Source organism: Chamaesiphon polymorphus CCALA 037, from assembly GCF_003003845.1.
Taxonomy (GTDB): domain Bacteria; phylum Cyanobacteriota; class Cyanobacteriia; order Cyanobacteriales; family Chamaesiphonaceae; genus Chamaesiphon; species Chamaesiphon polymorphus.
On the sequence record NZ_PVWO01000130.1, the window covers coordinates 1 to 12,636 of the forward strand.

At 45.9% G+C, this 12,636-nt stretch carries 11 protein-coding genes and 1 pseudogene; 4 read left to right on the forward strand and 8 right to left on the reverse strand.

What is annotated here, in order from left to right; translation table 11 throughout:
• Positions 1-2,120: DUF1796 family putative cysteine peptidase (locus tag C7B77_RS12110; RefSeq protein ID WP_106304698.1), on the reverse strand; the 2,120-nt coding region annotated here is incomplete at its 3' end.
• 428 nt (positions 2,121-2,548) lie between these two features.
• Between C7B77_RS12110 and C7B77_RS12115 the strand changes: the two genes are divergently transcribed.
• Positions 2,549-2,857 (forward strand): WGxxGxxG family protein, encoded by a 309-nt coding sequence (locus tag C7B77_RS12115; protein ID WP_106304701.1) that lies wholly within the window; start codon positions 2,549-2,551, stop codon positions 2,855-2,857.
• 152 nt (positions 2,858-3,009) lie between these two features.
• Here C7B77_RS12115 and C7B77_RS12120 read toward each other — a convergent pair whose 3' ends face one another.
• Positions 3,010-3,918: a tetratricopeptide repeat protein gene (locus C7B77_RS12120; protein WP_181243831.1), complete on the reverse strand. Its 909-nt coding sequence runs from the start codon at positions 3,916-3,918 to the stop codon at positions 3,010-3,012.
• A 365-nt stretch (positions 3,919-4,283) separates the two neighbouring features.
• On the opposite strand from C7B77_RS12120, the gene C7B77_RS12125 reads away from it, so the two are divergent.
• Together C7B77_RS12125 and C7B77_RS12130 are read left to right on the forward strand one after the other, a co-directional pair.
• Complete coding sequence (locus C7B77_RS12125; protein WP_106304707.1) at positions 4,284-5,531, forward strand: L-lactate MFS transporter; 1,248 nt, start codon at positions 4,284-4,286, stop codon at positions 5,529-5,531.
• 106 nt (positions 5,532-5,637) lie between these two features.
• Positions 5,638-5,841: a hypothetical protein gene (locus C7B77_RS12130; protein ID WP_106304710.1), complete on the forward strand. Its 204-nt coding sequence runs from the start codon at positions 5,638-5,640 to the stop codon at positions 5,839-5,841.
• Here the strand turns inward: C7B77_RS12130 and C7B77_RS12135 are convergent, their stop codons facing one another.
• The 6 genes and pseudogenes from C7B77_RS12135 to C7B77_RS12155 all read right to left on the reverse strand — a co-directional run bounded on the left by C7B77_RS12135 (position 5,842) and on the right by C7B77_RS12155 (position 11,201).
• Positions 5,842-6,816, reverse strand: a complete 975-nt coding sequence (locus C7B77_RS12135) for a DUF3644 domain-containing protein (RefSeq protein WP_106304713.1) — start codon at positions 6,814-6,816, stop codon at positions 5,842-5,844.
• Between the two features lie 89 nt (positions 6,817-6,905).
• A complete protein-coding gene (locus C7B77_RS12140; protein WP_106304716.1) occupies positions 6,906-7,433 on the reverse strand; it encodes a hypothetical protein in 528 nt (175 codons plus the stop codon).
• Positions 7,433-7,558: pseudogene (locus C7B77_RS31405) on the reverse strand (Tse2 family ADP-ribosyltransferase toxin); the annotation flags it as partial. The pseudogene C7B77_RS31405 and the gene C7B77_RS12140, both read right to left, overlap by 1 nt.
• 59 nt (positions 7,559-7,617) lie before the next feature.
• Positions 7,618-8,052 (reverse strand): type II toxin-antitoxin system RelE/ParE family toxin, encoded by a 435-nt coding sequence (locus C7B77_RS12145; protein ID WP_106304720.1) that lies wholly within the window; start codon positions 8,050-8,052, stop codon positions 7,618-7,620.
• A gap of 3 nt (positions 8,053-8,055) precedes the next feature.
• Positions 8,056-8,493 (reverse strand): hypothetical protein, encoded by a 438-nt coding sequence (locus tag C7B77_RS12150; protein ID WP_106304723.1) that lies wholly within the window; start codon positions 8,491-8,493, stop codon positions 8,056-8,058.
• A 113-nt stretch (positions 8,494-8,606) separates the two neighbouring features.
• Positions 8,607-11,201, reverse strand: a complete 2,595-nt coding sequence (locus C7B77_RS12155; RefSeq protein WP_106304726.1) for an MBL fold metallo-hydrolase — start codon at positions 11,199-11,201, stop codon at positions 8,607-8,609.
• Between the two features lie 646 nt (positions 11,202-11,847).
• Between C7B77_RS12155 and C7B77_RS12160 the strand changes: the two genes are divergently transcribed.
• A complete protein-coding gene (locus C7B77_RS12160; RefSeq protein WP_219892126.1) occupies positions 11,848-12,585 on the forward strand; it encodes a reverse transcriptase N-terminal domain-containing protein in 738 nt (245 codons plus the stop codon).
• Positions 12,586-12,636 lie beyond the last annotated feature (51 nt).

A 12,636-nucleotide genomic window follows, 5' to 3' on the forward strand; every position in this document is an offset into this window, starting at 1 on the left:
TTGTAATGCAACACATTGGGCAGACCTTTAAACTCATCCGAGGATTGGGGTGAGAGGAGCATCAATTGAAATGGCTTGCCCTGACAGTGTTTGGTGAGCTTGTCGAGCAGATCGATCGTGCCACCGCGATCGGCAATTCCGGTGCGGATGAATAGCAGTTTGTCGGCATGTTTGAGGGTATACCAAAACCTGTGAGCGCGTGCGGAGTAACGCGATCGCATTCGTTCGTGAACGACAGACATCGACAGAGCGTCGATCGGATTTTCGTTATCTTCTACCTCGTGAGCAAACGACAATCCCGCCCATTTCTGGTGATAAATGCGGCGAATGAATGAATCGAAATGCAGTAGGTGGGGATTCCACATCTCATCAAAGCCGTTGTCGATAATATCGGCGATATCGGCAATATTGGTCGTCCGCGTCAGATCGAACGGGAAGGCGGGGCCATCGTAGCCCATTTTGTACAGCATCATCCGTGCCGCACAACGATCGCCGAGTGGAATAATTCCCACCCGCTCGAGTTGGGCTAATTCACACTGGAATTCAAACATGACAGCAGACTGCGCCGGAATTTTCACCCGACTCTCTAGTCCGTTACGACCGATTATCATCGTTCGGAAGGGCACCTCGGGATGTTGTGGATCTGCATATACACCTGCTGGCAAGGCTCTAAGTGCGTTTTTCACCTCCGTCCACATCGGTTGCAGATTGTACTCGTGGTCGGATTCGTTAATGACCCACAATTGACGCTCGTCCTGTTGCCAGATTCCCAGTTGCTCGTCATAAAACAAAACTTGGGAGTTGTTGGGATCGAATAGATTGAAAGCTGCGCTGTATTCCCATTCAGTTCCCGCTGGAATCTCTACCATCGTCGAGATCGAGCCATCTGCTGACACGGCAAAATAAGGGAGCGTTCCGGGCTGGCGATCGGTGGCAAGATAGATACCAGGCATCAATCCGGCTTTACTTTTGAGGACTGTTTGCAATTCCTGCCAATAGGGCGCGATCGTGTAGTTATTGGGAGATGGATTGTTAATCCGCAACCGCTTTTGTTCGAGACAAGCACAGATTGAGAATCCAGCATTATCGAGATAAAGCGGTACTTCGTTGAGTTGCCAGAAACGTTGTCGATCTGAGGCTAATTCGTCTTTGTCGATCTGGAATAGCTGTAAATCGATCGCCTCATACATCAGACGATGCCCGATCGTATTCGGATGAGCGGGGTCGAAAGATATTCCGGCTTTCCAGCGTCCGCCACCATTATCTAATACTCCCAACCAATCGAGGAGCGGTACGCCCCACTTAAGCATCCGGTTGTGGGTATCTTGCAACCACCAGTGATGTTCGGGTGTATAGTCGCCATGTGGATAGACTCCGCCCAAAATCGGGCGTGCGCCCAGTGCCCTGGTCATTTGGATCAGTTGCTGCAAGCCGCTTTCAAATCTGCGCTGTACGGATCGGCGTTGATGGGGCGAACAGTGCGCGAAACCTTCATTCCCCAGCGATAGGGCAATAATCACTACATCTGGTTGTTCTGGGGCAACCGCCGCACCAAACCGCTCGATCGTTCTACCGACGTTGGCTCCAGCCTCCGCCACATTAATCAGTCTGTGTCCGTATTTTTGGCGCACGGACTCTGCCAATAGCGATGTCCAGCCTGCTAATAACCACGCTTTTTGACCGACAGCCACCGAACTGCCAATCACCATAATTTTAAGACCTTGCGGATTTTCTGGCTCGGCGGTGGCGATCGTCGGTGATTGGATATAGCCAAAGGGATGAGGTTGTAAATAACCAAATGCACCATCATCGACCACGATCGTCTCAGAGCGATGTTGAGGCTCGATCGGGATCCAACGGTCGAACCCGAAGGATTCCCAATGTCCAAAGCCCTGCTTGTCGAGCTTTACATACTTGTATTCTACTGTTTGGCCCTCGATCGACTCTGCCGATAGCTGGATATCGATCGCGGTATTTGTCCGCCACAACGGATAGAGATCGCCACTGGTATGCAGGCGAATACATCTGGTAATATCCCACGCTCCCAATTCGGGTGTAGAACCCACCAGGGCAATGGCTTCACCAGGTTGTGTATGTGCAATAACCTGAAATTGATACATGGGTTGTTTGCGATAAGCGAGTGATGGTGCAACAACACAAAAAAGCCGAGTCGTCACCAATGTGTAGACTATCACGTAAAATACCTCATCTTCTGTCTTAGAAATAACGTTAGACGAGTTGGGAGTTGGGAGTTGGAAGATAGGAGTTGCAAAAATAGAGAACGATACCTTAGATTCGGTAACGCCTGAATTTCTACGATAGCTGGCAATAATTTCGAGTCGATCGAAGAATTGTTGGTGACTTTTATCCTTACACCTTTAGGACTACCTAAGTTTTTTTAAACATGGTACTTAAGACAGAGTTGTTTAAAAACCAGCTCGGTTAAATTAATAAGGAATCGAGCTGAAGATCCAAATCGCTCGCAATCGTTTTTTAACCGCCAACTGCGAATAACAGACAACATACCAACTATCCGGAGTTCAAAACCATGCAAAAATCATCTTTAGTAAAATTCATCAGTGCTGGCATCCTCGCTACCAGCGTTTTAGTTATCCCGATGACTGCACCTGCTTCGGCTCAAACATCCGGTACTGGAACTGATGGTACCACTGGCACAACTGGTACAACTGGCACTACCACCACGACTAGTTACGAGAACAACAATTACGATCCAGGTCTGTGGGGATTGACTGGTTTGCTCGGCTTATTTGGACTATTAGGACGACGCAAAGAGGAAACTCACACTACTACACGTCGTGACGATACCCCTGTCTACCGCGATCCTAGCATCCGTTAATTTTAACTACTGCTTTATGCGAAGACAAATTAGGATGTAATTGGTATTGACAAAATCGATCTTCAACTTTAAAGCAGGTCACTGTACCCACAAACAGAGCAAGTGTAGAAATATACACTTGCTCTGTTTCGATATTTGCAAGAGATAATTAATTAGTTTTTATTCGACTGAAACCGAATATTATATTCTCGTTCTAACTTGTGAATTGCCTTGCGATAACCATCGATATTTCCCTGCTCGTGAAATAAAGTAGCTGCCCGATCGAAGTCAAAGATGGCACCTGGTTTATCTTTTAATTTAACTTTATTTAAAGCTCGATTGTAGTAAGCTTTGGCATAATTGGGGTCGAGATCGATCGCCAGATTGTAGTCAGAGATCGCCCCAGCATTATCGCCTGTTTCGCCTTTAATATTACCGCGATTATAAATAGCATCGATATCTGCTGGTGCGAGATCGATCGTGCGATCGTAGTCAGAGATCGCCCCAACATTATCTCCTAAATAGTGTTTGATATTGCCTCTGTAATAATATACAGGGGCATAGTTCGGCGCGACTTCTATGGCGCGATCGAAGTCGGCAATTGCCGCTTGTTTATCATCTAGCTCTAACTTGGCTAAACCTCGATAATAGTAAGCCTTGGCATAATCAGGAGCGTGTTTAATCGCCCAACTATAATCGGCGATCGCTGGCGCAATATTACCAGTTTCTACTCTAGCTCGACCCCGATTGTAGTAAGCCTTAGCATAGTTGTTATCGAGATTAATTGCGCGGTTATAATCGGCGATCGCACCTGCAAAGTCGCCTAATTGTCCTTTAGCCAAGCCCCGATTATTGTAAGCTTTCACATATTCAGGATTTAACTCGATCGCCCGATCGTACTCCGCGATCGCACTGGCCAGATCGCCTGACGAGTGTTTATTTATACCTTGACGATTGTAATTTTTAACTTGTTTGGGATCGATATCGAACGGATTGCTGTCTGTCCGATCGGATTCTCTGCCAGAGTGTCGATCTGACTCGCGCGCGGTTGCATCAGCAATCGAAACATTATGGTCGCTCATTGTTGTCCATGTCTCCCATGACGTTGGATTTTTGGATGCTCTAATTATTGAAAACATTGGGACGAGCGAGCGCGATAAATAACAAATATTATCATTTTGCGATCGTCGGATTAGTAGAAGCTGCTATAGTCGAAGATTGGACAAAGATTGCTAAAAATCGATCCGATTGTCGATCGAATAGTATGCAAAAGCGGGGATGGAAGTAACTGAAGATGTCTGACTCTAGTCGATCCAACCGATCGGAGCATTGCACTCATTTAGTACGAGTTTGACGATCGAACCCGATGTGACGATCGCTTTTCATCTACACTTGACACCAGATCGCGATAAATTATGTCTCGACTATGGAGGTAAAATAAAATACAATGAACGACCTGAAAATCTTTGGCTTACCCGCACGGCAAGGTCGATGGCTATTTTTACCACTAGGCATTACCGCAATGCTCTGCTTGGGTACGGTTTATTCCTGGAGCATTTTTCGCAAGCCACTGACGGAAGCATTGAAACAGCAAGGCATCACAATTGGGGCGACAGAGACATTGCTCCCCTTCGCCACCTTGCTGGTAGTATTTGCCATTTTGATGCCGATCGCCAGCAGGTATATCGAACGTTATGGTGCATCGAAAGTAACTGCCGTGGGGGGAATAATCGTCGGCTTGGGCTATTTTCTCTCTAGTTTTGCCACCAATATTCCCCTGTTAGTTATTACCTACGGTTTGATTGCTGGAGCTGGCATTGGGATTGTCTATGGCGTCCCGATTGCAGTAACTGCCAAGTGGTTTCCCGATCGCAAGGGTTTGGCAGTCGGTTTCACCGTAGTCGGATTCGGACTCTCACCATTAATTACCGCACCGCTAGCTGGATATTTTATCGCTACCTACGGCATCGACAGCACGTTTAGAATTTTTGGGGTAGCTTTTACCGCAATCTTACTCGCGATCGCCACCCAGCTCAAATTTCCACCCGCAGACTGGCAACCCACCCCCCAGTCTACAGCCAAACCCGCCAGCACCGAGCCAGATCGCTTGCTGAGTTCGCCCAGCTTTTTTGCCCTGTGGAGCTGCTATGCGATCGGTACCCTCGCTGGTTTGATGGCGATAGGGATTGCCAATAACGTTGGCAATGAAATTATCGAACTCGATCCCAGTATGGCGACAGCATCGGTATCGATTTTTGCGATCTTTAACGGTGTCGGTCGCCCCATGTTCGGTTGGTTGACCGATCGCCTCAAGCCCAAAAAGGCAGCAATTCTCTCGTATGTAATGATTTTAATCGCCTCGATCGTGATGCTAAATACTGGCAAAGGTCAAGTTGCCAATTACTTTTTCGCCTTCGCACTACTGTGGTTATCTCTAGGCGGATGGCTGGCGATCGCGCCTACTGCCACACTGTCGATGTTTAATCCTACTAACTACACTAAAAACTATGGCATAGTTTTTACAGCTTATGGGGCAGGCGCATTGGTGGGAACGCTAGTTGCTGGTAGTGCCAAAGATATTTTTGGTAGCTATACTAACGCCTTTATTCCGACTGCAATTCTTTCGATTTTGGGCATCTTAATTGCTACTTTCGCACTCAAACCCGACGCCAAAACTCAGCAAGTTTTGTCCTGAAGGAGAGGCTAATTACTTGCCCTCACCCCCAGCCCCTCTCCCGAAATTGGGAGAGGGGAGCCGGAGCCGAAGAGGTAAACTGGTATTAGTAGAGAAAATTTTCGATATGGATACGTCAATTGAAGATCGTTTAAAGATAGTCGAAGCTGCTATCGCCGAACTAAAACAGCAAAATACTCACTCAGAACCAAACTGGATCGAGCAGATAACTGGTTCATTTAAAGACGCTCCAATTTTTGATGAAGTTTTAGCCTACGGGCGAGAATTTCGCCATGCAGATCGTCCCCAAGATAATGTATCGACTGAATGATTATTGCTCGTTTATCAAATCTTGACAATTATCACAAAAACCATCAAAATTTTCATCTTCAATATCTTCAGAATATTCATCTCCTTCGTTTTCATTAAGTGTTGGATTTACTCTTGATACAGTATATGCTTCCAACGGCCTCTCTTTCCAAGAACAATCTAAACTTGCAGAGAGAGACTCGCATCTAGCACAGATACTAATTGAATGCATAGACCAACAGTTAAAGCAGTGAGCTAATTTGTAATTTCTTATCTCTGACAAATCTAACGTAGGGTCAGGAAAGGCAACTGCTTCCTCTTCACACTCCTCACATACAAATAAATCATAATCTTGAAATTTATAATTGATTATGCCCCGTTCCATCATATGTCGGTGATAAAATAAATAAGACATTGAGAGAGTTCTATAAGTACTTTCGATTTCATCTTCATCTAGATCAGCTCCGATATCTGAAAATTCATCATTTCTAATCGAATCGAGTTTATCTAATTCATTTTTCAGATTGAGGCCTAATTCTGCTTTAACAAAACTATCTAAAAAATTAAATGCTTCTCCAAGTATGATTTTCATGTCATCTTGGCTATTGCCTATCTCTTTATGCTCGATATTATGTCTAGCCTCTTTGAGCTTTTTCAAGTTTCCACCAAGCTGCTTTTCACCTGGATGTTTGTTAGGATCTCGATCTTCTACATATTTAGACAAATCAATATGAGCCTCTCTAATTAACAGATCGATAGTATAGTCAGCACCTATCGTATTACCATTTTTTTTGTATACAAGTGATTCATCATGCTTTGCAAGTCGAGCTTTGAGAAATAGTTCTACGGCATGAAACACATGCAACACCACATACTTATGGTCATATTCTCTACTGCCGTGAATATGATGTTCTACTCCATGTACGAGTGAATCCATTGCATTTGCCTGTAATCTCTCAACCAAATTAGGTTCTGCGGCAGTGTCGCTCGTGTTCATATCTAATTATCTTTATAAAGTTTTCTGATTTTTTCTATAAACTCGCATACCGCACAACAATGTAAACCATTAGCGATCGAAAGCCGAAATCAAGCCGCCATCAAAAGTTCTGACATTTTATGCTTCAGCTCGAATGATGTAACTAGAGGCTTGTAAACTTCACCCTCATAAGGCTTCCAAAAATAGCCTGTAGCGAAACTGCGAAGTGCAGATGGAGAGCCTAACAATTGCCACATATCTCGATCGACTACAATTCCCGCTAGATTAGCTACCGTCGGATCGCAGATCGATTCGCTGTAGGTTCTAAATTCATCAACTTCCACCCCAACAATGCCATACCGAAAAGGGGGTGCGAATCGCAATCTTTGATAGAGCAGTATTCCTAGCTCTGTCATTAAATAAGCACTTTCTGGCGCGTCGATACCAATTTGGCTCAGTCCACTCGGACAAACTCGACACCACCAATTTCCTTCTACATCTGTAAATATATCCACTTGGCATTGAGATTGAATGCCATTATCGATCGTCCAAGTCAAATCCCTGAAGTGGTTAGCAAATTTCTCTGTCTGGGATTGCTCCGTGCCACATTCCGCCGAGAGGCTAAAAACCCATGCCATCAGTTTACTCCTAATTCAACTAGTTCCCAGGCATCACTAGTACTAGCCAGTGCTGCTTCATATTGCGCTAATAGCATTGTAACCTTTGGCATGATGCTAACGTGGGTGTCACTATCTCGGACAGATCCAATCATGACGATCGATCGAACCAACTATCGAGAACAATTAATCGATATCAATCTAATTAACTCAGTGTGTCAATATTTTCTGAATCTGTCCCGATCGTTTCTGTTTCCCGCTCTGAGAGATTCTCCCTAAGATCGTCGATTTCTAGTTCGTATTCCCCGATTATATCTTCAACTTCTTTATTGCTAATATTTCCTCTGTCTGATTTAGCATAAATCGTCGTCAGCAATACTGCTTCAAGAGTTATCATATAGTAAATAACTCGATAACCGCTACTTTTCCCTTTTCGAGTATCACTATTTGGGACTCTAACCTTGTAAACAGGATATTCATTGCCAACAATTCTATCTCCTGGAGTTTCACCAGCTTCTAGTTGTTCGATTAGAGGTTTGATGTCTCGCTCGATCGAACGATATCTTTTATTTAGCTTTCTCAGCTCCTTTTTATATGAAGTACTCTCGTAAATCTTAATTGGCGGTATTCTATCCTGCATGGACTATCTTCTAGATTCGCTGAGTTCTTTGACAAGAGCTATATGCTTTTCATAGTTGTTTTCCTCAAATTCATCTAATTTTCTTACAAGTTTATCATCTTTAATAAACCACATGACTACATCAACATATTGAGGTTTAGTCTCTTGTAGCGGTCGATCGAGGATAAGTTGCCCCTCTTCATTAATTTCTCCTGTGGTTTTAATCTTAATATCATCCCACATCTCTGATATGGGGGTACATTCTCCTCTGGAATATTCGCGTAAGCTCTCAACAATATCCGCAATAATTTCGGCCTTAGTTGGTTCTCGATAATCTTCTGAATCATCATCAGAAAATATAATATCGATTTCAACCTGCTGAGGCTTTATTTCCTTTAGTGACTCATAAAGAATGAGTCGATTATTCGCATCTATTTCTCCTGGTACTTCGATATATCTCATACAGCTTCAGATATTGTTCTAGCTCGACTCTAGTTTAACATTAACTTCTCAATCAAGTTCCCGTTCGCGTAGCGTACCGGAGGTAATCGAATTACTTAGATTCGATCGTTTAACTAATCTTCATCTTCATCTGGATCGATTTCCTCAGTTAGAGGCTCCACCAAAGATTCTTCACCATTAACACTCGATTCAACCGCCACAACTTGACGGACGAATTCTGGACATTTCGCAGTCGGATCGACATCGCGCTTGTACAGGGGACTATCCTCGCCGCGACAGAGATAACCATCGAAAAACTCGCATACCGCACAACAATCTAACCCACTGGCGATCGCACTTTCTACCGCCATCGATTTATGACTGGCGGGTTTGAGCATCAAGCCGCCTTTCGTCCATTTCGCGGATAGTAACCCCGTCGCGGCTAAATGTTGCCAGCGGGGATCTTCGAGGACGCTATCGGCGATTCGCAGCCACGCGCCATCGAATTCGGCTTCGATTTCAATTTCAAATTCTTGTCCGATATCTACCCGCGCTACCTGAGCTTTAGATAGGTGAGCGGGTGCTTCGCCGAAGCTGATGGTATCGCCGACTTCGGGGATGTGAATCCAATATTTATCTCGTAAATCGCCAGCGTGAGAGAGTTCGTGCAGTGCGCTGGTAGAACCGTGGATCAGGATCAGGTGTTGGGGATTGACGCGATGGATGACTTGGGTGATGCCAACTCGATCGGCATGTGCGGAGAGATTGAAGCGTTGGATCTTGGCGTTGACGGTGAGCGGAGTACCGTCGAGTTCGATGTGGCTACCTGGTTCTAGGCTCTGTAAAAAGCGTCCTGGGGATTCTTCATCGGTATATCCAGAGATGAATACAGCCGCGTTTTCGCGTTGGAGTAGGGTTTTGGCATAGAAAATACTCGCCCCACCGATTAACATCCCAGAGCTGGCGATAATTACCGAGGGTTGCTCCATGGCTAGAGAGCGTTCCTTGGGCGATCCGATCGAGATGATGCGTGGTGAGGATTTTTCGCTGAAGAAGGGGGACTGATTTTTGGCGAAGTTTTGGACGGCGGCGGGGAGTAATTCTAATTGTGTCTGGAATAAGTCCGTGACTTCGCGGACTAATCCATCGATGTAGACGGGGACATTGACGCTATGAAATAATGCACTGGTTCGGATTGCGAGGATAATTTCCTGGGCGCGTCCGAGGGCGAAGGCGGGTATTAGCACGTTACCACCTGCGGCGACGATCTCGACGATCGCTTTAATCAGATCGCTCTCTTGGGTGCGTCTGGAGGGGTGGGTATCGGAGCCGTAGGTAGATTCGGTAATTAAGATGTCCGCCTGGGGTAAATCGGCCAGTTTCAAGCCTTCTGCGGTGCGGCTGCTGGTGGTGTTGTAGTCGCCTGTATAAAGGATCGATCGATTGCCGTACTGCAGATAAATACAGGCCGCGCCGACGATATGCCCAGCATGAATGAAGCGCACTGTCAATCCTGGCAGGGGCGAGAAATCCACGCCAACGGGTTGGGTTTGGAGTTCAAATAAGGTGCGATCGAGATCGTCAGCATCGAATAATTGTTGAAAATCCTCATTACCCTGGCGTTGTTTTGCTGTCTGCACTTTCAAACCATCGGTGAGCATCACATGGGCGATTTCGCGGGTACCGTGGGTAGAAATCATCGGGACATCAGGAAAATCGCGATGGAAGATCGGCAATGCGCCGATATGATCGAGGTGAGCGTGCGTAATCAAAATCAGATCGGGACGTTCTAATAATTCAAATGCTGGCAATGGATCGCTCCCTTTGGGGCGAGTCCCTGAATCCATCACGATTTCATACGGCCCAATTTGCACCCGAAAACAAGAGGCACCAATCCCTCTAGCCGCACCTAGCGGGGTGACACTCAACCGATCTAAATAGTTATTAGTTTCATCTGAAGTTACTTCTCCCCGCTCCCCGCTCCCACTCTGCGGATAAACAAAAACTCTCGCTACATGAGTACGCGAATTGACTTGAACTCTAGCTCGTGCCTCCGTGGGTACTAAACTGCGAGCATCCCATTCCCAGATCGGTTCTTTGACTCTCGTCAGGACTAGTTCCCAGTCTCTCTCCTGATTTAGGGCTGCTCGCGCGATCGCGGTAATTTCTGGTGTCTTCTGGCGATCCAGATTTCGAGGCTCTTGGACAGTCTTAGGGGCAGCACTGGTGAGAGATTTCGGTGCTACTTCTGCTACCTCTGGCCCGTCGAGCTGGGTGGCTTCGACGATATTTAATGTCATCCCCACGCGCTGGGCAATAACCTGCCAGATCTGTCCCGATTTAACTTGAGGCGGTGGATTGAAGAGTGTGGGACGAATCGTGGGTTCGCCAGGACGCTCGATTTTTAGGGAGACGCTATTGTGCTTGCGACTGACTTGATTGGTTCTGCCCACACAGACGAATCGATCGCCTTCAAGCGCGCCAGGGGATTGTTCTTCGACGATTTGCAATCGGGTAATATTGCCATCGGTTTGCATAATTGGAATGACGCACCATTGTCTGCTCCCCGAACCAATGCTGAGATCCCCCAGTGGTGCAGCCCGAAACTGACAACCATCGGGGGTAATTAATACCAATTTATTCGGATCGCGATCGTCGGGGGCGATAATGCCACTAACGGTCATTTCACAATACGGTTCGCGTGAAATTTCGATGGTGTTAGTGGACATAGGAGTGTCAGGGGTGGGAGAATGTGTGCGGTTCGTTTCTCTGAAACTAATCCTCTAGGATTAGGGGAGGAGAGCCTTTACGCCGCCTTGAGCGCAAGCTCTAAAAGATAGTAAAGGTAACTTCAGTTTAGTGTGAGTGCGTCGAATTCAGACAAGTCTCACCCGCTAGGGATAGCGTGATGCCAACACTGCCCACACGGACAGAGAATTAACTCCGAAAGTGAAGCTGGGGATAGAACGAGGATAACAAACCTGAGATGGGGGCAACTCGTATAGGTAGGTAGTCATGGTTAAACATCAGTTGAACTCTCGGAAAAAGCGTCCAACCCGCATCGTCCGAACTCAAGGACGAACAACGACACAAGATAACACGAAAGTGTGAAAATACCCGCATCGAGTTACATTCCTCTACATGCAATCCTGGGAAATCGTGGGCGAAGTGAGAGAACCTAAAACTACAAACCAACTAAACTGAGGAACGAATAAAACGGCTCGTTTAACCTCCAATCCCTAGCGATTGTGGACTCCCTAAATAAGAGTTAGCGGGTAGAGTTGGTAAGATGTACTCGAAAATTTAGCAGGTAAGGACTGCTAGACAACTGGGTACGGTTTGCATAGAAAATGTTCAAAATGCGTAGAGAATGTTATGACAACGGAGTTAAATCCAGTTGATAAATGGAAATCGATACCGTGGCGCAAGTTGCGGAAGATTGTATTTCGCCTACAAGTGAGAATATTCAAGGCTCAAAAGAACGGGAACGCCTGCCTAGTGCGGAAACTTCAGAAACTTTTATTAAGCTCCAAAGCGGCTAAATTACTTGCCATCCGGCAGGTGACACAGCTAAATATGGGACGGAAAACCGCAGGGGTGGACGGAAAGAAAGCCCTCGAATCCGCTCAAAGATTAGCACTTTATGAAGTACTGGTCAAGAACTGGAAGCAATGGAAACACCAGCCCCTAAAGCGAGTGTACATTCCCAAAGCAGACGGAACGAAAAGAGGATTAGGAATACCAACCATCAGTGATAGAGCATATCAATGTCTAATCAAATATGCCTTGGAACCAGCAGCAGAAGCCATGTTCAACGCCCGTTCATACGGGTTTAGACCGGGTAGAAGTTGCCAAGATGTTCAAAAACTACTATTCAGTAACTTAAACGGCGGTCAAGCCAACGGATTAAGTAAAAGAATTCTAGAGTTAGACATCGAAAAGTGTTTCGATAAGATTGACCATAAATTCTTAATGCAATCTATCCAACTACCAAAGGCAGCAAAACAAGGAATCTTTCGAGCGATAAAAGCTGGAGTTAGAGGGGAATTTCCTTCATCTGAAACTGGCACACCTCAAGGCGGCGTAAGTGCGCTGCGAAGCGTACAGTGGTAATGCTCTAGGTGAGTCAAAACAACCACGAGATAATACCTACCTCAAGGTATT